Annotated in this window: 17 protein-coding genes; 14 read left to right on the plus strand and 3 right to left on the minus strand. The window is 49.1% G+C overall.

The features are described from left to right. The first annotated feature begins 58 nt into the window (after positions 1-58). From I2H87_RS00205 to I2H87_RS00230, 6 genes are all read left to right on the plus strand, one after another. Complete coding sequence (locus I2H87_RS00205) at positions 59-1,042, plus strand: hypothetical protein (RefSeq protein ID WP_009267486.1); 984 nt, start codon at positions 59-61, stop codon at positions 1,040-1,042. Between the two features lie 103 nt (positions 1,043-1,145). Beyond that, complete coding sequence (locus I2H87_RS00210; protein ID WP_009267485.1) at positions 1,146-2,765, plus strand: EAL domain-containing protein; 1,620 nt, start codon at positions 1,146-1,148, stop codon at positions 2,763-2,765. A gap of 1 nt (position 2,766) precedes the next feature. Next, positions 2,767-3,405 carry a 4'-phosphopantetheinyl transferase family protein gene (locus I2H87_RS00215; protein WP_009267484.1) on the plus strand — a complete coding sequence of 213 codons (639 nt, stop codon included), beginning with the start codon at positions 2,767-2,769 and terminating at the stop codon, positions 3,403-3,405. Further along, entirely contained in the window at positions 3,405-4,229 is an 825-nt protein-coding gene (locus I2H87_RS00220) for a M15 family metallopeptidase (RefSeq protein ID WP_009267483.1), read from the plus strand. Before I2H87_RS00215 ends, I2H87_RS00220 begins: the two co-directional genes overlap by 1 nt. A gap of 171 nt (positions 4,230-4,400) precedes the next feature. Then, positions 4,401-5,510, plus strand: coding sequence for a hypothetical protein (locus I2H87_RS00225; RefSeq protein ID WP_009267482.1), 1,110 nt, complete (start codon positions 4,401-4,403; stop codon positions 5,508-5,510). A 129-nt stretch (positions 5,511-5,639) separates the two neighbouring features. Continuing rightward, on the plus strand, positions 5,640-7,052 hold the full coding sequence (locus I2H87_RS00230) for a deoxyguanosinetriphosphate triphosphohydrolase (protein WP_117550553.1): 1,413 nt from the start codon (positions 5,640-5,642) through the stop codon (positions 7,050-7,052). A 57-nt stretch (positions 7,053-7,109) separates the two neighbouring features. Here I2H87_RS00230 and I2H87_RS00235 read toward each other — a convergent pair whose 3' ends face one another. Then, complete coding sequence (locus I2H87_RS00235; protein ID WP_195609061.1) at positions 7,110-8,087, minus strand: DUF6128 domain-containing protein; 978 nt, start codon at positions 8,085-8,087, stop codon at positions 7,110-7,112. Positions 8,088-8,199: 112 nt separating this feature from the next. On the opposite strand from I2H87_RS00235, the gene tadA reads away from it, so the two are divergent. From tadA to I2H87_RS00255, 4 genes are all read left to right on the plus strand, one after another. Beyond that, entirely contained in the window at positions 8,200-8,712 is a 513-nt protein-coding gene (tadA, locus tag I2H87_RS00240) for a tRNA adenosine(34) deaminase TadA (RefSeq protein ID WP_054704069.1), read from the plus strand. A gap of 2 nt (positions 8,713-8,714) precedes the next feature. After that, the gene (locus I2H87_RS00245; RefSeq protein WP_195609062.1) at positions 8,715-10,883 is read left to right on the plus strand and encodes a HaeIII family restriction endonuclease; all 2,169 of its coding nucleotides are present in this window, start codon (positions 8,715-8,717) and stop codon (positions 10,881-10,883) included. A gap of 120 nt (positions 10,884-11,003) precedes the next feature. Next, a complete protein-coding gene (locus tag I2H87_RS00250; protein ID WP_022152086.1) occupies positions 11,004-11,435 on the plus strand; it encodes a flavodoxin in 432 nt (143 codons plus the stop codon). A 17-nt stretch (positions 11,436-11,452) separates the two neighbouring features. After that, positions 11,453-12,061 (plus strand): DUF3793 family protein, encoded by a 609-nt coding sequence (locus I2H87_RS00255; RefSeq protein WP_195609063.1) that lies wholly within the window; start codon positions 11,453-11,455, stop codon positions 12,059-12,061. Here I2H87_RS00255 and I2H87_RS00260 read toward each other — a convergent pair. Together I2H87_RS00260 and I2H87_RS00265 are read right to left on the minus strand one after the other, a co-directional pair. Continuing rightward, positions 12,011-15,589: an AAA family ATPase gene (locus tag I2H87_RS00260; RefSeq protein ID WP_195609064.1), complete on the minus strand. Its 3,579-nt coding sequence runs from the start codon at positions 15,587-15,589 to the stop codon at positions 12,011-12,013. The genes I2H87_RS00255 and I2H87_RS00260 overlap by 51 nt on opposite strands. Further along, entirely contained in the window at positions 15,586-16,866 is a 1,281-nt protein-coding gene (locus I2H87_RS00265; protein ID WP_195609065.1) for an exonuclease SbcCD subunit D, read from the minus strand. Before I2H87_RS00265 ends, I2H87_RS00260 begins: the two co-directional genes overlap by 4 nt. Positions 16,867-17,123: 257 nt before the next feature. On the opposite strand from I2H87_RS00265, the gene I2H87_RS00270 reads away from it, so the two are divergent. The 4 genes from I2H87_RS00270 (at position 17,124) to I2H87_RS00285 (ending at position 23,415) form a co-directional block, all read left to right on the plus strand. Beyond that, positions 17,124-19,007 (plus strand): heavy metal translocating P-type ATPase, encoded by a 1,884-nt coding sequence (locus I2H87_RS00270; RefSeq protein WP_195609066.1) that lies wholly within the window; start codon positions 17,124-17,126, stop codon positions 19,005-19,007. Positions 19,008-19,131: 124 nt separating this feature from the next. Next, positions 19,132-22,707 (plus strand): ABC transporter ATP-binding protein/permease, encoded by a 3,576-nt coding sequence (locus I2H87_RS00275; RefSeq protein WP_195609067.1) that lies wholly within the window; start codon positions 19,132-19,134, stop codon positions 22,705-22,707. A 51-nt stretch (positions 22,708-22,758) separates the two neighbouring features. Beyond that, positions 22,759-23,082: a PRD domain-containing protein gene (locus I2H87_RS00280; RefSeq protein ID WP_009267468.1), complete on the plus strand. Its 324-nt coding sequence runs from the start codon at positions 22,759-22,761 to the stop codon at positions 23,080-23,082. Positions 23,083-23,280: 198 nt separating this feature from the next. Continuing rightward, the gene (locus tag I2H87_RS00285) at positions 23,281-23,415 is read left to right on the plus strand and encodes a helix-turn-helix transcriptional regulator (protein ID WP_009267467.1); all 135 of its coding nucleotides are present in this window, start codon (positions 23,281-23,283) and stop codon (positions 23,413-23,415) included. The last annotated feature ends 232 nt before the right edge of the window (positions 23,416-23,647 follow it).

The following is a 23,647-nucleotide window of genomic DNA, read 5'->3' on the forward strand; positions in this document are numbered from 1 at the left end:
GGTGTATGTGATGAGTTGAATCTGTGGAAGAATCAAAGAGATGAGGGAGGACGTCCATATGGGGAAGCAGAAAAAAGGAACGAAACAAAATCGTTTCCGTACGATTTTAAAGGCGCTTAAAATGGAGCTTCGGGAGCACCGGAGTTCCTTTCTTGTGTATTTTGTACTGCGGATCCTGGTGATCGTGATGCTAGTTCTGCAAATTCTGAACCGGAATTATGAGAATGCTTTTTTGTGTATTTTGACGTTGATCCTTTTGATCATGCCAAGTCTTGTACAGGTGACATTTAAGATCGAATTGCCGTCGGCGCTGGAAATTACGATCCTGATCTTTATTTTTGCGGCGGAAATCTTAGGGGAGATCCAGGAGTTTTACCTCGCATTTCCGTTTTGGGATACGGTGCTGCATACGCTCAATGGATTTCTGGCTGCGGCGATCGGATTTTCGATGGTAGATCTGCTGAACCGGAGCGACCGGCTGAAATTTGAACTGTCGCCGCTCTTTATGGCGATCGTTGCGTTCTGTTTTTCGATGACGATCGGCGTGGTCTGGGAATTTTTTGAATTCGGGATGGATCAGATCCTCGGATTCGATATGCAGAAAGACACCGTGATCCAGACGATCCGTTCTGTCAGCCTGCATCCGGAGGGGCGAAACTCTGTCGTTGTTCTTGACGGGATCCGCAGTGTGACGGTGAATGGTCAGGAACTGGGATTGGGAGGTTATCTTGATATCGGGCTGATCGATACGATGAAAGATCTGATCGTTAATTTCATCGGTGCGGTCGTATTTTCTTGTATCGGATTCGTATATGTCAAGAACCGTGGAAAAGGAAGACTTGTTCGCGGATTTGTGCCGAGCAGGAAAAAAGCGGAACGGGATTTTCTGCGGATCGCGCAGGAGACGGAAGCGCAGACCAAAGTGCGGACACAAGCTCGGAAAGAGGAGTGGACGGAAGTTCGGACAGAGGAAAAAACAGCCGGAGAACGCGTGGAAAACAGGATGGAAAACAGAGAGGAAAACGGCGGAAAAACGGAATGAAAACGAAGGAAAGCCCGATTCTTTCTGGTTGCATTTTGAAAGGCTTTATACTACAATAAGTATGGTTAAGTGACTCAAAACAGATTTGTGTGGGAGAGGTTTTATGAGTGAAAAACAGAAGGTTCCGTCTTTGCTGGAGATCATGAATGATGTTCTCAGTACAGTCAGGGACTATTATGATTCAGAATATGTTTATTATATAGAGAGAGACGAGGACGAGATCCTGACGATCTATGAGTGGTGTGCGGAATTCATTCCGTGGCAGAGAGACCGCATCAAGATGATGGATCCGGAGCAGTGGCCAAAGTGGCTGAAGCAGGAACTTTTGAATACAACGGAGGAAAGTTACAGCGTGCACCGGCAGCTTGATGACGGTGTGACCGCTGTTCTTGCGGCTGTGAAAGTGCATCGCGGAGGCTGTGAATTATCGCTTCTTCATGCGGTCATCCCGTATGTGACGCAGGTGATCATCTCGCAGAAGATGCAGAAACAGCAGGAATATCTGTGCTACCATGACAGCCTGACAGGACTGATGAACCGCAACAGTTTTGTCGTGTATCTGTCAGAGGCGGAGGAGCGCGAACTGCAGTCGCTCGGCGCGCTTTCCGTGGACATTAACGGACTGAAGAATTTTAACAAAGAGTTCGGACGGGAATATGGCGACGAAGTGGTGAGTCGTGTCGGTGAAGTTCTGGAAGAATATTTCCGACCGGGATCGGTGTATCGGCTGACCGGCGACGAATATCTTGCGGTGGCGGAAGATATTTCTTATGAAAAGTTCATGAAGCTGGTTCATGGCGCGCATGATAAACTGGAGAATATCAGTCTTGGTCTCGCTACATTCGGGTATGCGTGGGAAAAAGTAGATATCGATGCAGGCAGTCTTGTTTCCGCTGCGGAAAATATGATGCGGGAGGAAAAGCAGAAGTATTACAAGAATCTGAAAAAAGGACATCATGAGCCGATCATCAAAGAAGATCTGCTCTCCGATATTGAGAACGAACGTTTTATCGTCTGCCTGCTTCCGATGCTGGATACGGCTACTGAGGAAGTCATCGGCGCGGAAGCGGTTGTGAGATACCATCATAAAGATCTCGGGATCATGAATCCGGGACGATATATCACACTTCTTGAAGAGACGAAGCTTTCTCATTATCTGGATTTATATGTATTTGAAGAAGTTTGCAGAACATTGGCCAGGTGGGAGGAAGAGGGGCTTCCAATGATCCCGGTTTCCGTGAATTTTGCGGGAGCGACTCTCCGTCAGGAAAGTATTGCGGAGAAGATGCTTGAGATCGTCAACAAATATCAGGTTCCTTGTGAATATCTGGAAGTGGAGGTTTCGGAATCCAGTCATGAGATGAATCAGGAGATGCTGGCAGAGACAAGCAACAAGATCCGCAAAGAAAATATCCGGGTTGTGCTGGATCATTTCGGTGCGAAAGATTCCAGTTTCGCAATCCTTGCATTGATGGAGTTTGACGGGCTCAAGATGGATTCCAGTCTGGTGACGAATATTGTAGGGAACAGCAGAAGCCAGATCGTAGCAAAAGCGGTGATCGATGTGTGCAGACGTCTCGGAGCGCGGGTATCGGCGGCAGGCGTTGAGACACAGGATCAGTTGAATGTGCTCAAAGAGCTTGGCTGCGAAAGTGTGCAGGGATCGCTGTTTAACAAGGCGATCACGATCGATACGTTTGAAGTGCGTTACATGAGGCGATAAGATGATACGGACATGGGTTGCGGATATCAGACCGCTGTTAGATGAGACGTGTTATCAGGAATATTATGAACATATGCCGAAGTTCCGTCAAAAAAAGGCGGATGCGCTGAAACTTGTACAGGGAAAAGCACAGAGTATCGGCGTATGGTATCTGTATGAACAGATGAAAAAAGAATATGGGATTCAAAAGGATGCAGCATATAATCTTTCACATTCGGGAGAATATGTGCTGTGTTCTGTTCATGAGGGAAAGGATCCGAAGATTCGTGTGGGATGCGATATTGAGGAGATCGGGATCTGCAACATGAAGATCGCGCGCCGATTTTTCTGCCGGTCGGAATATGAAAAGATCGATTCGGAGACGAATGAGGAGCGCAGGCGGGAGTTGTTCTTCCGGTATTGGGTATTGAAAGAGAGTTTTATCAAGGCGACCAGAGAGGGGATGGCGATGGGATTGGATACGTTTGAGATCGCATTGGGTGAGAACGGAAATCCGTCGGTGCTGTTGGAACGTCCGAGCCGCTACCGGGAGCCTTTTTATTATATGGAATCGGCAACAGAAGATCAAAAGTACCGGATCGCGGTCTGCTCGACGGACGAGGAGATCGATCCGAAGATAAGAGTGATGGAGTTTGTGTGATGGCATTGAATCATAAGATTGAATCGAGAATGAAAAAAATAATGGCAGCCGGGCTTGCAGGCGGGCTGATCGTCGGTGTGGCTGCTACCGGGATTTTTACAACGGTGACGGGAAATACGAAAGAAAAAGAGTATCAGGACAAGATCACATCGCTGGAAAAAGAGTTGAAAAATGCACAGAAAGAAGAGGAAGAAACCGGGACGGATCTGGAAGTGATGGCGCAGACTAGCGCACAGCAGCTTTCGGAGCAGGGGGATGCATGGCAGATGGTGCTTGTCAATGAATCCCATCCGCTGGATGCTTCCTACGTGCCGGAACTTGCGGAACTGGAACCGGATCGTCAGGTAGATGTGAGGATTTTAGAAGACGCGCAGCAGATGCTGGCGGACGCAAGGAATGCGGGATTGAACCCGTATGTTTGTTCGGCATACCGGAATTATGACTATCAGAGAAGCGTGTTCAACGATACGATGGTTGATTGGATCACGCAGGGATATACGCCGTTGGATGCTTATGATGAGACGAAGAAATCGGTGGCTGTTCCGGGAACAAGCGAACATGCAACCGGACTGGCGCTGGATATTACTTCCGCAGATTATGCACAGCTGGATGACGCGCAGGCAGACACCGCGGAGGCGAAATGGTTTGCCGAGAATTGCTGGAAGTATGGATTTATCCTCCGGTATCCCCCGGAGAAATCTGACGTGACCGGAATTATTTATGAGCCGTGGCATTACCGTTATGTCGGAAAAGAAGCGGCAAAAGAGATCACGGAAAGCGGGCTGACTCTGGAAGAATATCTGGAGCAGTCAGGTGTGAAGTGAGCGGGGATGAACCAGAAATCCGAGGAAACAGACCCGGGAGAAACAGGTTCGGGAGAATGGTTTCCGGCTTTACATTTAAAATGAGATTTGTTAAAATATAAAAGGAAAAACTTAAATTTATCAAGAAATAAAAAAATTTCTTTTATATTATGAACTTCAAGGAGGAAGACGATGGACGGGTTATCGTTTGGCGAACAGGTGAAGATCATTCTCAGCCGGAAAAATATGACGATCAAAGAATTGGCGGAATTGATCGAAGAAAAGACGGGAAAAGCAATGTCCAGACAGAATCTGACACAGCGGCTCGGACGGGATAATTTTCAGGAACAGGATATGCGTATGATCGCGACGATCTTAGGGTGTCCGTTCCGACTGAGTATTTTTCCGGAGGATGCCCAGGAAGATGCGCATATGATGCAGTATGCCAATCTGGTCGGCGGTCCGAAACGGAGCCGGAAACAGAAAGCGGAGAATGAGACGGAAGAGATGTACCAGCAGACATTGGTATTTGATGAAAAGCTGGAACCGGTGATCGAGCCGGAACCGATCGGGATGCAGCCGAAAGCGGATCTGTCAGACAAGGATCTCATGACAAAAGAGGACGAGATGCCGGCAGAAGAGCCGGAAGAACTGCCGGAAGAAGATGAACGCGACATGACGATCGGGGAGCTTTATGATATCCACGAAGAACTTTCTGAATTGGAAGAGCAGAAACCAAAAGCGGAGACAGAGAAGCGCGGCACGGACCGTTTCCGTACCGGAGGTCTTTTCTTCCGCAGAAAAGGAAAACATGGGGAAGACCGTGAGCGGGAAGAAGCGGAACGCTTAGAGCGGATCGCGAAAGAGCAGGCGGAAAAGAAAGAAGAGGAAGAACGGCTGGCAAAGCAGCGCGCCGAGGAAGAACGCCGGGAAGAAGAGCGATTGGTAGAGGAAGCAAAGCGTGCGGAAGCATTGCGGCGCGCCGAAGAAGAGCGCCGTATGGCAGCCAATAAAAAGCATGCGAGAACGGCACAGTCTTCGGCAGCGGAAGATTTTGAGCCGGTGATCAAGCATGAAGATGCAGAGGAAGACTTAAGTGTCGGGGAAGTGAATCCATATACCGGAAGAGAGTACCAGACAAACAGTGTGAGAATGCATCCGTCCAGAATCGGGTATGTTCAGGTATACGACCGGAGTCATCATCAGTGGACAGATATGACGGAGTGGGCATTTTTGGGATATCAGGAGAGGAAAAAAGCACTGCTTGGAAAGGATTACGAACCGCCGATCTATCTGGACTGAGATGCGGATGATTTTTCCGGATCTGTGACAGAGCGTGAAATAGAAACAAGAAGAGAAAGCGGATTTCGGAGCGGGAAATCCGCTTTCCTTTCTTAAACAGAAGAGGTAAAGCTGATTGGAGGGATGAAAATGGAATGGAACAGATTGCTTTCCAAAAGGAGAATGCGTGGGAATTACGGAAACACGGTCCACAGAAGCGCAGACTTGAGAAGTGAGTTTGAGAAAGACTATCACCGGATCATCGGCAGTGCGTCGTTTCGCAGACTTCAGGATAAGACGCAGGTATTTCCGCTGGATAAAAGTGATTTTATCCGCACAAGGCTGACCCATTCATTGGAAGTCTCTTCTTTCGGGAAATCATTGGGACAGAATATTGGTGAAAATATTTTGAAATACCGTAAAGATTCCGGGTTCACGATGCAGATGAAAGAAGATATCTGTCATATTCTGGAATGTGCGGGCTTGATCCATGATATTGGAAATCCGCCGTTCGGACATTTTGGGGAGACTGCGATCCGGGAATGGTTTAAACGGAATCTCAGTCAGATCCGATTTGAGGGAAGAGCGGTATCCGAGATCCTTACCGAACAGATGCGGGAAGACCTGTATCATTTTGAGGGAAATGCACAGGCGCTCCGTCTCGTGACAAAGCTTCATTATCTGGTTGATGAAAACGGGATGAACCTGACGTATGCGCTTTTAAATACGATCATCAAATATCCGGTATCTTCTATGGAGATACGAGAGGAGTCCGGCGATATCAAAGAGAAAAAGATGGGGTATTATCTGGCGGAGCAGAAGATTTTTGAAGACGTGTCAAAAGAGACCGGGACGAATGGAAAGCGGCATCCGTTGACGTATATCCTGGAGGCGGCAGATGATCTGGCATATAAGACGGCGGATATTGAAGACGCGTTTGTGAAAGGATATATTTCTTATCCGATGTTGGAATCCGAGTTAAAGAAACTAAAAAAACAGTGTCCGGACGCGGCGTTTGACGGACTGGAAAAATTGCAGAGTCTGTATACGCGCGGGAAAGAAAAGGGTGTGCGGAATCCGGAGAGTTATGCGCTCAAAAACTGGATCGTCCGGGTTCAGGGATTTTTGATCAACTGCGCCACGTTTGGATTTACGTCAAATTATGAGGCGATCATGAGCGGAACATATAAAAAGGACTTGTTTTATGGAACATTTGGCGAGCAGCTGATGGATCTGCTCGGAAGAATGGCATATGAAAATGTATTCTGTTCCCGGGACATTTACCGGATGGAAATCTCGGAATCGGTGATGCTGGATTTTCTGATGGATCAGTTTGTCGGAGCGGTTCTCTATTATGATACGAATCATCCGCTCGGAACAATTGACGAGAGACTTGTCTCGTTTATTTCCGATAATTACCGCAATGCCTACCGGCTTCAGACAGAGGGGAAGAATGAAGCGGAGAAGCTGTATCTCCGCCTGCTTCTTGTGACAGATTTTGTCTGCGGCATGACAGACGGCTATGCAAAACGGCTGTATCAGGAAATGAAAGCGATGCTGTAAATGTGAATCTTTTGGAGACGGATCGTTTGAAAGCGGATCGTTTGAAAGCAGATCGTTTCAGAAACAGAGCGGGGACGCGGCGTCGGGAAAGACAGCGCGGCACCAGTAGCCGAATGTTCCGTAGGAATTTTCTTCATCTTCGGTCCGGGGAATCTGGTCGTTGTATGAATCTGTGAATTTTGGGAAACCGAACATTTCCGCGGCGCGTGCTTCTTTCGGATCGTAGATGCCGGGAACGCCGAGCCAGTAGCGATCCTCTTCTTTGAACAGGATCAGGTGTCCGTAATTGTGGCAGCCGTGGAGCAGGAAACTATTGTTGGCGAGATACCATTGTTTCCGGGGAAGACCCGAGAGGTCGCAGCGGTGGAGTTTCCGCACATTGGAAGTGCTGTTCGGGGATGGTTTTGGATCGGGAGTTATCTCTTCCGCGGAAATTTCAGACGTGTGCGTGTCGATATCGCTCAGGATATTTCGTTCGTTCCGGTCATTCTGTTTGTCTTGTTCATGCGGCTCATTAGGGAGATCGTTGTCGTCGGCAATGTCTTCTGTGTCGGCAGCATCTGTACTTGTGACATCTGTGTCGGTGTTTTCCGGGCTCGTGTCACCGGTGTCGATGCTATTCGCATCAATACCGTCCATGCTCGTGTCCGCTTGTCCGGACTTTTGGATATTGCGGGTGTCGAAAGCGATGTCAGGAGCGACAGCAGCAAGTAGAGTCTGATCCGGGAGAACGAGGAAAAATCCGTCAATCTGCGAGAGTGAGGACGCGGTGAGAAACGGATATTCTGCCGAGGAAAGCCTGACGCAGAGATTTCCGGAAAGGGCGTTCATTTCTGTCAAAAATTCTGGTAAAATAACGGTGTCGTTTGTATGGAAAGAACATAATTTCAGAGATTCATTTCGTGTGGGGGGAAGCCCCCGTGCGTGAAGCTGAAGCTGTGAGCCGGCAGCGGCGCAGGTCAGTTTCAGAAATCCGGCGGTGCGAATCCGCCGGTCGTGTTTATATTCGTATAGATAGTAAGTTCCGCTGTTCATGATACCCTCCTTTTGTCTGTTCTGGTATTATTGTATTCGGACAGGTAGGGAAAAAGAACGGGAAAGCAGAAAGTGAAAAGAATAGAAGAAAATGCCGTGGAAGGAGAAAGCAATGGATCAAAAAACAGAAGATTTGAAGTGTGCCGATCAGGAAGCGATCGATCAGAAATATATGCGGGAAGCGATCAAACAGGCGAAAAAGGCGTATACGCTGGAAGAGGTTCCGATCGGCTGTGTCATTGTATATGACGGGAAGATCATCGGACGGGGATATAATCGTCGGACGATCGACAAAAATCCTCTGGCACATGCGGAGATCCAGGCAATCCGGAAAGCGAGCCGAAAGATGGGCGACTGGCGGCTGGAAGACTGCACATTGTATGTAACATTGGAACCGTGTCAAATGTGTTCCGGCGCGATTGTGCAGGCGCGGATCAAGCGGGTGGTCGTCGGCTGTATGAATCCGAAAGCGGGATGCGCCGGTTCGATTTTAAATTTGTTGGATGTAAAAGAATTTAATCATCAGGTGGAACTTACGACCGGAGTGCGGGAAGAGGAGTGCAGCCGGATGATGAAAGAGTTTTTCAGGGAGCTGAGAGAGAAGAGGAAGAATGGGGAGTTTTGAGAATGCAGTTAATCAGTTTGTTCAGCGGATGCGGAGGGCTCGATCTCGGTTTTGAGAGAGCCGGATTCGAGATTCCGGTTGCAAATGAGATCGATAAGAAAATATGGGCAACCTTTCGAGCGAATCATCCGAAGACACATTTGATCGAAGGGGACATTCGAAAAGTGAATAAAGAAGACCTCCAGGAATTTCTGAGCGGAGAAGTGGACGGGATCATCGGGGGACCGCCGTGTCAGTCATGGTCGGAGGCCGGCTCTCTCAAAGGAATCGAGGATGCAAGAGGACAGCTGTTTTTCGACTATATCCGGATCCTGAAAGAATTTCAGCCGAAATTTTTTCTCGCGGAAAATGTAAGCGGGATGTTGGCAAACCGCCATTCGGAAGCCGTCCAGAATATCTTCCGGCTGTTTGAGAGCGCGGGATATGACGTGACATTTACGATGGTAAATGCGAAAGACTACGGTGTGGCGGAAGAGCGGAAGCGTGTGTTCTATATTGGATTTCGACATGATCTCAATATCCGGTTTGGATTTCCGAAAGGATCAACGAAAGAGGATGAGAAAAAGCTGACGCTTCGGGATGTGATCTGGGATCTGCAGGAGAGTGCGGTTCCGGCGGGACCGAAGAACCACCACAATCCGGATGCGGTCAATAACAATGAATATTTTACCGGGGCGTATTCCCCGATCTTTATGAGTAGAAACCGGGTGAAATCATGGGATGAGCAGGCGTTTACCGTGCAGGCGTCCGGCAGACAGTGTCAGCTCCATCCGCAGGCGCCGAAAATGGAGAAACTCGGGAATAATGCGTGTCGGTTCGTCGAGGGAAAAGAACACCTTTACCGTCGCATGACGATCCGGGAAGTGGCGCGGGTGCAGGGATTTCCGGATGAATTCCAGTTCCTATATGAAGATACGAATACCGCGTATAAGATGATCGGCAACGCAGTTCCGGTGAATCTTGCATATGAAATTGCGGTGGCGATCCGGAAATATCTGGAGGGAAACGGAGAACATGTGGAGATCGACGCGGAGGCGATCGATGCAAAGGAAGTGACGAGCAAGAAGCTGAGTACACAAAAAAGGAGCGGAAAGAAAGCGACGAAAACCGCAATATTACAGAAAGTGTCGGCAAAGGATACGACGGTAAAGGACGCGGCAGATCGGGAAGCCGCGCCGGCAGTCCCCGGGGAGAAAACGCAAGTTCAGACGATAAAAGGAAAAACAACGAGCAACGGACAGGGACGCGCCTACGAATATGCATGGATGCAGGCATTATACGGCAAACTGCGGAAAGTCAGAAAGACCCGGATGACCGGCAATTCCAGTCTTGCGGTGAACAAAAAAGCGTGGTCGGAGATGGATGAAGCGATGCGGAAAAGTTTTCGGACTTCTGCGAATGCCGCGGTGGAAGCTGTTCTTGCGATGGAACCGAAACTTTCGGAAAACAGCGGAGACGAGCTGATCCTGGAGTTCCAGAAAGACGAGGCGGGCATGAAAGGCGATGTCCGGGATATTGTCGCGAAGCGCCCGAAGATCGGCTGGGAAGTCGGATTCAGCATCAAACATAATCACGATGCGGTGAAGCACAGCCGCCTCAGTTACAAGCTGGATTTCGGGGAAGAATGGTTTCAGATTCCTTGCAGCAGTCAATATTGGAATGTGGTGGATCCCATTTTCACGATGTTGAAAGAGGAAAAGAAAAATCAGGCAAAATGGTCTGAAATCGGAGACAAAGGTCTGAAAGTCTATCAGCCGCTTCTGCGTGCATTTATGGATGAAGTGGAACGGGCGTATGCGAAAGATGCGGACGTTCCGCGGAAGATGGTGGAGTATCTTGTGGGCGTAAAGGATTATTATAAGATCGTCAGTAAAGACAAGCAAAGGCTCACAGTTATCCATACGTTCAATATGCACAAAACATTGAATCAGGAGACTCCGGACTGTGCCAAGGTTCAGGTGGTTCCGGAGGTGGAATGGCCGACAAAGATGCTCGGTCTTCAATTCCGGAATGGCAGCAAGAACACGCTGGAAATGCATTTGGATAAAGGGTGGAAGCTGAGTTTCCGGATCCACAATGCCAGATCCGCGGTGGAACCGAGTCTGAAATTTGACGTACAGTTTCTCCAGATGCCGGAGTCGGTGCTGAATCTGGAATGTCGTTGGAAATGAAACCGTGTTAAAAAAAGCAGAAGACATATCATTTTATGGTTGTCATCTGCTTTTTCTTATGTTATCATAAATGAAAGTTAGCCAAGACTAACTTAGAAGCGATAAAGTAGGAGGAGAGAAATGGAAGAAATCTATATTATTTACTGGTCTCAGACAGGGAATACGCAGACGATGGCGGAGGCAATCGGAAAAGGTGTGGAAAAGGCAGGAAAGACGGCGCAAGTACTTTCGGTAGAGGATGCAGCGTTAGATGTTTTAAAACAGGCACCTTGCTTTGCGCTTGGATGCCCGGCGATGGGGGCAGAGGTTTTGGAAGAAGAGGAGATGGAACCATTTGTTTCGGAAGTAGAGAAGTTTGCCGAGGGTAAGACGATCGCACTTTTTGGTTCTTATGGATGGGGAGATGGAGAGTGGATGCGTGATTGGGAAGAAAGAATGGCAAATGTCGGAGCGGTTATCTGGCATGGAGAAGGGCTGATCTGTTGTGAAGAGCCGGATGAAGATATGTTGATGGAATGCGAAAAGCTTGGGGAAGAACTTGGCGGACTGTAACTATGAGAATCAAGAGTATGGAAGAAAAATTAATCGCACATTGTGCGCCTACATTAGCCGGAATGAAGAGCGCCGGGCTGTTCAGTTATTTCTATAAAGAGGAAGAAAAGGTAAGAGAAGAACTCGATCAGATCAATGCGCTTTTGAATCCGCGCGGTTTGTATGTGGACGCATTGGTATGGCGTGAAAAATCCGTGTTGATTTATGCGTATCGCCCTCTCATGCTGCGATATGACTGGGAAGATACGACAGCGAGGAAAATTTTAAAAGATTATGGATACCCATGCGGAGAAGCAACGGAGATTACAGACTGTATTCGATTTTTACGAAAACGTGTATGTGAATGCGCCTGCTTTCCGCATGAGATCGGAATTTTTCTCGGTTATCCGCCGGAAGATGTAAAAGGTTTTATAGAGAACGGCGGACAGAACTGCAAAAGCTGCGGTTTATGGAAAGTATATTGTGAGGAAGAAAAAAAGTCTGTAATGTTTCAGCGATTCCGAAAATGTACAGAAGTGTATCAAAAAGTGTTTCAGAACGGCAGAACCATTGCACAGATGACTGTTATGGGCGGCTCAGGCGGAAATTTCCGCCCGGCTTCCGCCACTTTTTTCTTTTGTGACTAAGATCTGTTTTTCGATGCGTGTTTTGAGTTCTCCCACATGGGAAATGATGCCGACAAGGCGGTTTCCGTCCGTGAGGTTGGAGAGCGCTTTCATCGCCTGCTCCAAGGATTCTTCGTCGAGGGAGCCGAAGCCCTCGTCTACGAACATCGTATCCAAGCGGATACCGCCGGCGGAGGACTGGATCTCATCGGACAGTCCAAGCGCCAGAGAAAGTGAGGCTTTGAACGATTCTCCGCCGGAAAGTGTGCGGACGCTCCGTTCCGTGCCGTTGTAGTGGTCGATGACGTTGAGATCCAGACCACTCTGGGTTTTATTGTTGCCCGCTTCCCGGCGGCGTTTCAATTCGTATTGCCCGTCGGACATGATCATGAGCCGCGTGTTGGCACGGGCGATGATCTTGTCGAAAAATGTCATCTGAATGTAAGTTTCCAGCATGATCTTTTCTTTTCCGGCAAGGGAACCGTTGGCGGTGTTGGAAAGCGCCTTGACCCATGTGTAATTTTCTTCCAGCTCGATCAGTTGCTTCGATTTCCGGGAAATGTTCTCCAGAATGGTGCCGTTCGTGGAAATACGTACATTTGCCTGATTGCGCTGTGCCTCAGTTTCTTCCTTTTGAGAATGGAGCGCGCGAAGTGTTTCGTTTTCCGATTCGGGATCGATCTCGGGCAGTTGTTCGTACTGTGCTTTTTGTTGATCCAGAATGGAATGGAGACGGACGATCGTTTTCGCCTGTTCATTCTCTTCGTTTTGTGCTTGTTCTAATCTCTTTTTCATAATGCTGCACTGTTCTTCGAGTTGCGACAGATGGAGAAGCGCGTCCTTTTTATTTTCAAAAGACAGTGTCTGAGACAGGTTTTGCGTCTGTTCTTCCAAGGCAGCATTTGCCGCTTTGGAGGCTGCGATCCGATTGTCCAGTCCGGTAAGTATATTCTGTACGGTCTGCACGGTTTCTTCCGCGTTGGGCAACAAACGATCGACTTCCTGTCTGCGGCGCTGTTTTTCTTTCAACTGATCCAGTTCGGACTGCAGTGCGGGGAGTTTTTCGTTCCAGTCGTTGTAGAACCGGTATGTTTTGGAATTGAAAGACGGATCATCGGATGCAAGATTTAAAATGGTCTGTACTTGTTCTTTTGTCCGTTCCCACGCTGCCCGCTCCTCGGTAAAAGTCTGTTCCAGCTCCCGGTAAGTACGCTCTGCCTGTTGGAGTCCGGTTTGTTTTTGCTGTAATGTTTGTTGTTTTTGGCGCAGCTCTTTGGCGGCAATGGATTCCGATGCAAAGGAAAGTGCGTTCTGTTGTTTTTGGATTTGCCCGGAAAGCGCCGAAAGTCCGGTCTCGGCGGAAGCTGTTCTTTGCTCCAGTTCGGTAAGTTCTGTACGGAGCCGGTCGAACTGTTCTTCTCTCTCTGGGAGGTTTTGCTCTAACTGCCGGAAGCGTTTGAACCGCTGTTCTTCGTCCGCAAGCAGGGCTTCCAGCTCAGATAAACGCTCGGTTTCTTCGGAAATCCATATGGACAGATGCGTTCTTGCGGATTCGATTGTTTCTTCGGGCAGAAGTTCCGAGAGAGAACGCTGGATCGCTGTTTCGGCGGAATCCACCTGCGCCTTGTGAGATGCGCATTGTTTGCTGAGCGACTGCATTGCGGTATTCGTTTCAGCTGCATAGGCGCGGGCTTCTTCGACGTCCTCTTTTGTCGGAGCCTGTGCGGATTTGCATGCAGGATGCGGATGTGTCAGCGAACCGCATACCGGGCAGGGCATGTTGTCTTTTAATGTTTCCGCAAGGATCCCGGCTTGTTCGTTGAGAAATGCCTGATGTTTCTGCTGATAGATTTTATCCGCGCAGGCGGCGGTTTCCGAAGCGCTGAGGTAGGAAGTCTGAAGTTTCTTCAAGGCGGCGGCAAGCGTATCATAATGTGATAATTCTTTCGATAATGCCTGCATGGAATGAATTCTTGTATTTTGCACCGCTTTTTGTGCCGCCAGCTTTTCTCTTTCGGCAGCGGCGGTAAGCAAACGTTCTTTTTCCTGTTTTTCATTTCTGATTTGTGTTTCCAGCCGCCGGAACAGCGCTTTTTTTTCTGCTCCTACATTTTGGAATCGGGTAAGTTCCTGCTCTTTTTCCGCGAATTGTTTTTGAAGTTCGGACAATTCTTTGTAATGTGGCAACTCGGCTTCCAGCAATGTGATCTCCTGTGTGAGACGATCCCGTTCCGATTTTTGAGCATCCAATGTTTCCCACGTTTGTTTGGCTTTCTCTTTGTCCGGATACAATGTTTTTAAATGGTTGTATTGGCGGAGGAAAGCGTATAAAAGGTCGCAGTTTGAACGGAGTTCTTTTTGTTCGTTGCTTTTCCGCTCCAGAAGTTCTCCGACCGGAGACAATTCGGTCTGTTCCGCTTTCAGGCAGTCCAGAACTTGCTTTGCCTGTTCAAATTGTCTGCAATGCTGTTTCTGTTCTGTGTTTAATTGTTCCAACTGGCGGATTTGTTCTTGAAGTAAATTCCGTTTTTGTTCCAGCTCGTCATATCTCGGCAGATCCGCGCGCAGCAGCGTTACCTTTTCTTCCAGTTGAAGCCGTTCGGGTTCTTGATCCTGTGCTTCTTTTAAACGATCGGCAGCTTCTTTTTGAAGAAGCTGATGCCGTTGTAATAACTGTTCGTTTTGTTCCAGTTGTTTGAAAATTTTCTGACGTTCTTCCCATTGTTCCAGCCGACGGTGAACGTCATTTTGTTTTTCATTTAATGCGGTCAATGTGCGGTTCAGAGTTTCTAATTGAGATCGGTCCTGCCCCAGAAGCTGTTCCAGCAGATCCATGACGTCGATCATAGGAAGTTCCCCCGACTTGGCAGCGTTGACTTTCTGTGTAAATGGGGAAGCAGCGTCGCAGAGGATCCCGCCGACATATTGTTCAAGACTGTTACGGGCGGCGGTACATTTGTCATGGAGTGTGCCGGAATGTTGCTTTAATTTTTCCTGCAGTTCATAAAAATGCTTCGTCTGAAACAATTGCCGGAAGATTTTTTTCCGTTCTTCGGTGGAGGCAAGCAAAAGTTTCAGAAAATCTCCCTGTGCGATCATCGCGATCTGGAGAAACTGGCTGCGGTCGATCCCGAGGATCTCTTTGATCTTAGCATCCACTTCTTTTGGCTTGGTGAGGATCGTCCCGTCCGGAAGTGTAAGTTCTGCATCGGCTTTCTGCGTAGTCATCCCCTCCCCGCGTGTTTTCGGGCGGAGATATTCGGGATTGCGCCGCACGGTGTATTGCCGGTCAAAGCAGGTGAAAGTAAGGATCACTTCGGTGGGGGTGTTTTCCGCGGCATATTTGGAGCGGAACATGGACGGCTGCCTCTGGCTTCCGCTTGCTTCCCCGTAAAGCGCATAGGTGATGGCGTCAAAAATTGTTGTCTTTCCGGCGCCGGTATCGCCGGTGATCAGATAAAGTCCGCTTGTTCCGAGCTGATCCAGATCCAGTATGATCCGGTCAGCGTAAGGTCCGAAAGCGGAGATAGTCAGTTGATTTGGTCTCATACGTCCTCCTCCCAGATTGTTTCGATCAGTCCATTCAAAAATGTAGCCTGTTCTTCGTTCAATGGCTGATTGTTTTGTAATTCGTAGAAATCGGAAAAGAGCTGGATTGGCGTCTTTTCTTCCACGGCAAGATCGGCTGTGATCTCAGACGAAGAGCGGGTCCGTTTGTTGTCGTAGTCGAGTTTCATCAGATGATGGTAGATCGCACGGAGTTTTCCGATCGCGTCGGGAATATCTTCCTCATCGGTCAGCGTAATATGGGTATAGTCCTCCTGCCAGGAAGTTCCCTCATAAAAAGAGCGGGCGGTGACAGTGTCATAAGTTCCTTTTAATTCTACAAGATCGTGCAGTGGTTTTAAAGGAACCGTGTGAATATGAAGATTTCCCTTTTCGTATAGTTCGATGACGGTCACCGATTTCTGGACTTTTGCTTCGGAAAAGGAATATTTCAGCGGCGTGCCGCAGTAGCGGATGCGCGGCGCATCCGCCTGTTCGTTCGCGGAAGATTCCGTGTCGTGCGGCGCGCCGATTTGGTCGACTGCAGAAAGTTCCGTATCGCGCGGAGAGCCTGCTTGTGCATCCGCGGAAGATTCTGCAGCGGTTGTCGGTGCAGTCTGCCTGCAGTTCTGCGGCGTGTGGAGATGTCCGAGAGCAACATAATCAAACGGTGCGAATACGGAAGCGTCGATGTTGTCGGAACCGCCGACGGAGATCTCTTCGGATTCGGCGCGGACGGATCCGGTCACAAATTGATGGGTGATCAGAACGTTCCGGTGTGTGTGATTCAGCGGCAGATGAGAGAGCGCGGTCTGCATGGCATCGGTGTAGGACTGGATCTGCTCCGTTTCCGTTTCATAAAAACGGCGGACATGCGCGGGTTTGATGAACGGCAGCATATAAACGTCGACAACCCCGTATGCATCGTGCAGAGAAACCGGCGTCACCGTACCGTCGTAAACCGGAGACAGATAGATTCCGCTTGCATCCATCAGACGGGAGCCGAAAGCGATCCGTTCCGGGGAGTCATGATTTCCACTGATCACAAATACTTTGAGTCCCAATCGGGAGAGCTGTACAAGAAAATCGTCAAACAGGCGGACGGCTTCCGCGGGCGGAACCGGTTTGTCGTAGACGTCTCCGGCGATCAGAACGGCGTCCGGCGCTTCCGCTGTGATGACCGCTTTGATCTCATTTAAAATATATTCCTGATCTTCCAGCATGGAATAGCCGTTGACACGTTTTCCGAGGTGAAGATCGGAGAGATGGATGAATTTCATATTCAGAAGTTTCCTTTCCGTTCTGCCGGTACAGCAGAGTATTTGCGTCGGTGTACAAGGGGAACGGTCGATGAAGAGGATTAGATTTGCTCTTCATCGACCGTTTTCCCCCTTGTACACCGACGCTACCAAAAGCATACAGCCAAATAATTCTTCACACAATACTTTTTGCGAAAATGTTTTTGTGAAAATCTCGTAAAAACTCTGGAACAAATAAAACAAATTCGGTAAAATAAAAAGATATGGAGGTTGATAAAATGAATAAGAAACAGAAAAAAATGCTTACGCGGATTCTGATCGCGGCAGTGATGATGGTGGTACTGGAATTGCTTCCGACAACGGGAATCCTGCGTTTTGTATTGTACATGATCCCATATCTGGTGATCGGATATGACATTTTACGAAAGGCATTCCGCGGGATTTTGAACCGTCGGATTTTCGATGAGAATTTCCTGATGGTTGTCGCAACGCTGGGGGCGATCGCCGTGGGGCTTGCGGGAACAGGTGATTATACCGAAGCGATCGCGGTGATGCTGTTCTATCAGATCGGAGAATTGTTCCAGAGTTATGCGGTCGGAAAGAGCCGGAAGAATATCAGCGAACTGATGGACATCCGACCGGATTATGCAAATGTGGAACAAGAGGGCGAACTGGTGAGAGTCGATCCCGATGAAGTGGCGGTCGGAACGGAGATCATCGTACAGCCGGGAGAGAAAGTGCCGATCGACGGTATCGTTGTGGAGGGATATTCGACGCTGAACACAAGTGCATTGACCGGGGAGTGCCTGCCGCGGGAGATCGTGGAGGGCGAGGAGATCATCAGCGGATGTATCAATATGACCCGTGTTTTGCGTGTGAAGACGACAAAGGAGTTTGGCGAATCTACGGTATCGAAGATTCTGGAACTGGTGGAGAATTCCACATCGCACAAATCCAGATCGGAAGCGTTTATCACGAAATTTGCCAAATATTATACGCCGGTCGTCTGTTACGGTGCATTGGCTTTGGCGCTTCTGCCGCCGCTTGCCAGAATGTTGTTTTTCGGGCTTCCGGCGGACTGGGGAACCTGGGTATACCGTGCCCTGACATTTCTTGTGATCAGCTGTCCGTGCGCGCTGGTCATCAGTATTCCGCTTAGTTTCTTTGCGGGGATTGGCGGCGCGAGCAATGCGGGAATTTTGATCAAAGGATCGAATTATCTGGAAACATTGGCGAAGACAAAGCTGGTTGTATTTGACAAGACAGGGACGCTCACCAAAGGCGTATTTGAAGTCAACGGGATCCACCACAGTGAGTTGGAGAATCAGAAGCTTCTGGAATATGCGGCACTGGCGGAGAGCGCGTCCTCGCACCCGATCAGCAAGAGCATTCGCCGGGCTTACGGACAGGAACTGGATCATTCCCGGGTGCGGGATATTGAGGAAATCAGCGGCAGCGGCGTGACCGCGGTCGTGGATGGGATGTCTGTAGCGGCGGGAAACGACAAGCTGATGAAAAAGCTGAATGTTCCTTATATTGAATGCCGTTCCATCGGAACGATCGTGCATATGGCGATCGACGGAAAATATGCGGGGCATATCGTGATCTCGGATATTGAAAAACCGCATGCGGTGGAAGCGGTTGCGGAATTGAGAAAGACCGGGATCGAGCGGACGGTGATGCTGACCGGAGACAAACAGCGCGTTGCCGAGCAGGTGGCGGCGCATCTTGGTATCGATCAGGTATTCAGTGAGATGCTTCCTGCGGATAAGGTGGAGAAGATCGAAGAAATGCTGGCGAAGAAACCGGAGAATCAGAAGCTTGCGTTTGTCGGCGACGGGATCAACGACGCGCCGGTGCTCCGCCGGGCCGATATCGGGATCGCAATGGGGGCGATGGGATCGGACGCGGCGATCGAGGCGGCGGATATAGTATTGATGGACGACGAGCCTTTGAAGATCGCGAAAGCGATCCGTATTTCCAGAAAATGTCTTCGCATCGTACACGAAAATATCGTGTTCGCACTTGGGGTAAAGATCCTTTGTCTGATCCTCGGTGCATTCGGCATCGCAAATATGTGGCTTGCGATCTTTGCCGACGTGGGCGTGATGATCCTGGCAGTTTTGAATGCGATCCGCGCATTGTTTGTGAAAAAATTATAAATCTCGCATTACCCAAAGCGAACACTTGGGTATTGAAAGTGTTCACTTTGGATATTTAAAGAAACAAAATTTTATTTCAGAGGGAATCCGGTTTCGGGACGGAGCCTGAAAAAGGAGGAAATATATGTTACAGATTCAGCATATATGCAAAGAGTACAGAACCGGGGATCTGGTGCAGAAAGCGCTGGATGACGTCAGTCTGAATCTGCGCGACAACGAGTTTGTGGCGATTCTGGGACCAAGCGGCTCGGGAAAGACGACGCTTTTGAATATCATCGGAGGATTGGATCGCTATGACAGCGGAGACCTGATCATCAACGGCATTTCGACAAAAAAATACAAAGACAGAGACTGGGATTCCTACCGGAACCATACGATTGGATTTGTCTTTCAAAGTTACAACCTGATCCCACACCAGACCGTTCTGGCAAATGTGGAACTGGCGCTGACGATCTCGGGCATCGGGAAAAGTGAGCGGCGGGAGCGCGCGGTCAAGGCGTTGGAAAAGGTAGGGCTCGGAAGCCAGCTCCACAAAAAACCGAACCAGATGTCCGGCGGACAGATGCAGAGGGTGGCGATCGCCCGGGCGCTTGTCAACGATCCGGATATTCTGCTTGCCGATGAGCCGACCGGGGCGTTGGACAGCGAGACGAGTATTCAGGTCATGGAACTTCTGCAGGAAGTGGCGCGAGACCGGCTCGTCGTGATGGTCACCCACAATCCGGAACTGGCGGAGGAATATGCTACCCGGATCGTCAACTTGAAAGACGGAAAGATCCGCTCGGATACGGATGAATTTATCGTGGATGAAACGACGCTTGCCGAGCCGGAACATCAGAACATGGGAAAATCGTCGATGTCATTTTTGACGGCGTTGTCCTTGAGCTTTAACAATCTGCGGACGAAGAAAGCACGGACGCTTCTGACTTCATTTGCGGGATCGATCGGAATCATCGGGATTGCGGCGATCCTGTCGCTGTCCGCGGGAGTAGACGGATACATTCAGTCGGTGGAGGAAGAGACGCTGTCGGAATATCCGCTCCAGATCCAGAGTACCGGAGTGGACATGACGGCGATGCTGGCGGTCGATCCGACGAACACGAAAGAAGAGGTGGGAGAACAAGACGTCCGTGTGATCGAGATGGTGACGGATATGTTTTCCACGATGGATTCCAATGATCTCGGTTCTCTGAAATCTTATCTGGAAAGCGGAAAAAGCGGGATCGAGTCATACACGAATGCGGTGGAATATTCTTACGGCGTGACGCCGCAGATCTTCCGTCAGGACGGAGACGGCATCCGGCAGGTACATCCGGACAAATCTTTTTCCGCAATGGGACTTGGCTCGTCTGCAAGTACCAACAGTATGATGTCGTCGATGATGAGCACCAATACCTTTTATGAAATGCCGGAAAACGAGAACCTGTATAAAGAACAATACGACGTGCGTGCGGGACGCTGGCCGGAAGCCTACAACGAATGCGTCGTCGTACTGACATCCGGCGGCAGTGTCAGCGATATGCTGCTTTATACGATGGGACTGCGGGATTCCAAAGAACTGGATACGATGGTACAGCAGTTCTTAAAGGAGGAGGACGTCGAGACGCCGGAGGAATTGGGCACTTATATATACGATGATTTCCTCGGAAAAGAATTTAAACTGGTCAACAGCTCCGATTATTATGAGTATGATCCGGAATATCAGGTATGGAAAGATAAATCGGACAATCAGACGTATATGAAACAGCTTGTTGCAGACGGCGAGGATATCCGGATCGTCGGCGTGGTACAGCCGGCGGAGGATGCCAACGCGTCCGCGCTGACACCGGGAATCGCATATCCGGCGTCGCTTACAAAGCATGTGGCGGAAAAAGCGGAGAAGAGCGAGATCGTAAAACAACAACTTGCCAATAAAAATACCGACGTCTTCACGAATGAAGAATTTGGAGCAGAGAACGGCAATAAAGCGCTGGATATGAATTCTTTATTTACCGTCAATGAAGATGCTTTGAAAAATGCATTTACATTTGATGAGAGCGCATTGGCAGGAGGGCTTGGAAATCCGGACTTCTCCGATGCATTTCAGACAGGGGCGGCGTCTCTGGATCTGTCCGGCGCGATCGATTTAAGCGCGGTGGAGATCGATCTTTCCAGCCTTCCGCCGTTTGATCTCGGAGAATTGATGTCGGGGATCCAGTTAAATGTATCTGCTGAGGGTATGGCGCAGACGGCGCAGAAGCTGATGGAGGGCTATCAGGCGTATGCGGCAGAGAATCCGCAGGCGGATTATTCGGGACTTGGCGAAGCGTTCCTGAATTATCTGACGACCGACGATGCGAAAGCGATCCTCTCCAAACATATCGGAGAGATCATCAAAAACAGTGGATCTGTCCATGTTTCGGTCGAAAATATGCAGGCGATGCAGCAGGAACTGATGAGCGGCTATCTGGAATATGTCGCCGGAAAAGAAGACGTGGAAAATCAGGCGGACAAATATATGATGGAATATCTGCAGACCGAGGGCGCTTTGCAGATCATGGCAAAATGGTCGGATCAGATTTTTGAGATCGAGGGAGATATTTCAATCCCGTTCGAGCAGTTGGAGATGCTTGCGGCAGATCTGGCAGCAGGCTATCAGGGATATGCGGAAGCGAACGGACTTCCGGATCCATTGAAGATGGATGATCATTTTACCGAATATCTGAACACGGAATCCGGCAAACAGATTTTGACGGAGGGGATCGCAGGGATCGTCGATATGCAGAGTGTGGAGGAACAAGTGACCGCCTCCCTGCAGAATTACATGGGAGAAGTGATGGGAACATTTTCGACGGAAGTCGGTCAGGCATTGCAGACACAGATCACCACCGCGATGCAGCAGATCGCCGCGCAGATCACCGGAAATCTGGAAAATGTGATGCGTCAGGCGATGACACAGGTCGGAAGCCAGCTGCAGAGCGCGATGGGAAATGCATTGTCGATCAATGCGGATGCATTTGCAGGCGCGTTTGAGATGGGCATGGATGAGGAAGAGTTAAAAGAACTTCTGATGTCCATGGGCACTGCGGAGGAAGCTTCTTATGACGGCAACCTGAAAAAACTGGGATATATCGATTTTGCGGTTCCGAGCGGCATCAACATTTACCCGAAAGATTTTGAGAGCAAGGAACAGGTCGTACAGATCCTTGATGATTACAATCAGAAGATGGAGAAAGCCGGAAAAGAGGAGCAGGTCATCACTTACACCGATACGGTCGGAACATTAATGTCTTCCGTTACCAATATCATCGATATCATCAGTTATGTGCTGATCGCATTTGTGGCAATCTCGCTGATCGTCTCGTCGATCATGATCGGAGTCATCACATATATCAGCGTGCTGGAGCGGAAAAAGGAAATCGGAATCCTGCGCGCGATCGGGGCATCCAAAGGAAATGTGTCTCAGGTATTTAATGCGGAGACATTTATCATCGGACTGTGCGCCGGAGTGATCGGGATCGTGGTGACGCTTCTGCTGTTGATTCCGGGAAATGCGCTGATCCATCATCTGGCAGGAAACAATGATGTGAGCGCGGTACTTCCGGTCGTTCCGGCGATCATTCTGATCTTACTCAGCGTCGTATTGACCCTTTTGGGCGGTTTGATCCCGTCGCGGACAGCGGCGAAGAGCGATCCGGTGACAGCGCTGCGGACAGAGTAAAACGCAGCGAGCGGTAATATGTTTTATACAGAGGAAAGAGGAGTGGGGAAAATGGAGGACTATGTTCCGGAAATCGTTAGACTGGTCAAGGAGTCGGCGGAGATCGAATTCCGTGAGTCCGGATTTTCATACGAACGTTTTGTGCAGCATATGCGGTGTCTGATTGCCCGCGCAGAGAAAAAAGAAGCATATCAGGGGGCGGGCGAGCGCTGGGCAAAGGAGATCAAAAAGGATTATCCGGAAGCATTTGAGGTCGCGCAGGAGGTGCGGAGCTATCTTAGAAAGAAAACGAACTATCGGATCTCCGATGAGGAAACGGCATACGTTGCGATCCATATCCAGCGGCTGATCGACAGAGGGGAAAAACGAAAATGAATTGGGATCCGTTGTAGGGGGGAAATCCCCGACATTTCCCGGGATGTTAAATTTCGTTGCTTGTAATTTTTCTCTTTTTTGTATACCATCAGTGTGCAAGGAGAGCGTAGCTTTCTTGGCTCACCGGTGGCAGGAACTGTGTATCGGAGCAGAAAGATACTTCCGGTACTGTATTTTTAAGTGAGAGGAAGAGAAGATATGATCAACGATAATATAAGAAAATACCGGAAAGAAAAAGGGATCAGTCAGGAAGAAATGGCGGTGCGGCTTCATGTGGTGCGCCAGACGGTCTCGAAGTGGGAAACTGGAGTTTCCCAAACAAAAGGATATTGAGAAATAACCTGTGTTTACCTGCTTGCAAATAGAAGAATATCGCTACTAAGTAAGCTAAGAGATACTACATAAACGTGTTGGTATCTCTTTTTCTATGTAGTGAAACAGCAGGCTATTTCATTTCTGCTTGATTGTCCTAAAACTTATTAGTCTGTGGGTTGTCAAGGGCTTGTTGCGTAAGCAATGCTTTAGCACCCTTTACAAATCATAGACGGATAAGTAGCTTTTCAAA

Source organism: Mediterraneibacter glycyrrhizinilyticus, from assembly GCF_015560805.1.
In the GTDB taxonomy this organism is placed as follows: Bacteria; Bacillota; Clostridia; order Lachnospirales; family Lachnospiraceae; genus Schaedlerella; species Schaedlerella glycyrrhizinilytica_A.

Excerpts from the sequence above, each read along its gene's own strand:
- I2H87_RS00215 (WP_009267484.1), top strand. The coding sequence starts at position 2,767 with ATGATACGGACATGGGTTGCGGATATCAGACCGCTGTTAGATGAGACG.
- I2H87_RS00285 (WP_009267467.1), top strand. The coding sequence starts at position 23,281 with ATGATCAACGATAATATAAGAAAATACCGGAAAGAAAAAGGGATCAGT.
- I2H87_RS00205 (WP_009267486.1), top strand. The coding sequence starts at position 59 with ATGGGGAAGCAGAAAAAAGGAACGAAACAAAATCGTTTCCGTACGATT.
- tadA (WP_054704069.1), top strand. The coding sequence starts at position 8,200 with ATGGATCAAAAAACAGAAGATTTGAAGTGTGCCGATCAGGAAGCGATC.
- I2H87_RS00255 (WP_195609063.1), top strand. The coding sequence starts at position 11,453 with ATGGAAGAAAAATTAATCGCACATTGTGCGCCTACATTAGCCGGAATG.
- I2H87_RS00210 (WP_009267485.1), top strand. The coding sequence starts at position 1,146 with ATGAGTGAAAAACAGAAGGTTCCGTCTTTGCTGGAGATCATGAATGAT.
- I2H87_RS00230 (WP_117550553.1), top strand. The coding sequence starts at position 5,640 with ATGGAATGGAACAGATTGCTTTCCAAAAGGAGAATGCGTGGGAATTAC.
- I2H87_RS00280 (WP_009267468.1), top strand. The coding sequence starts at position 22,759 with ATGGAGGACTATGTTCCGGAAATCGTTAGACTGGTCAAGGAGTCGGCG.
- I2H87_RS00250 (WP_022152086.1), top strand. The coding sequence starts at position 11,004 with ATGGAAGAAATCTATATTATTTACTGGTCTCAGACAGGGAATACGCAG.
- I2H87_RS00260 (WP_195609064.1), bottom strand. The coding sequence starts at position 15,589 with ATGAGACCAAATCAACTGACTATCTCCGCTTTCGGACCTTACGCTGAC.
- I2H87_RS00225 (WP_009267482.1), top strand. The coding sequence starts at position 4,401 with ATGGACGGGTTATCGTTTGGCGAACAGGTGAAGATCATTCTCAGCCGG.
- I2H87_RS00270 (WP_195609066.1), top strand. The coding sequence starts at position 17,124 with ATGAATAAGAAACAGAAAAAAATGCTTACGCGGATTCTGATCGCGGCA.
- I2H87_RS00235 (WP_195609061.1), bottom strand. The coding sequence starts at position 8,087 with ATGAACAGCGGAACTTACTATCTATACGAATATAAACACGACCGGCGG.
- I2H87_RS00220 (WP_009267483.1), top strand. The coding sequence starts at position 3,405 with ATGGCATTGAATCATAAGATTGAATCGAGAATGAAAAAAATAATGGCA.
- I2H87_RS00245 (WP_195609062.1), top strand. The coding sequence starts at position 8,715 with ATGCAGTTAATCAGTTTGTTCAGCGGATGCGGAGGGCTCGATCTCGGT.
- I2H87_RS00265 (WP_195609065.1), bottom strand. The coding sequence starts at position 16,866 with ATGAAATTCATCCATCTCTCCGATCTTCACCTCGGAAAACGTGTCAAC.
- I2H87_RS00275 (WP_195609067.1), top strand. The coding sequence starts at position 19,132 with ATGTTACAGATTCAGCATATATGCAAAGAGTACAGAACCGGGGATCTG.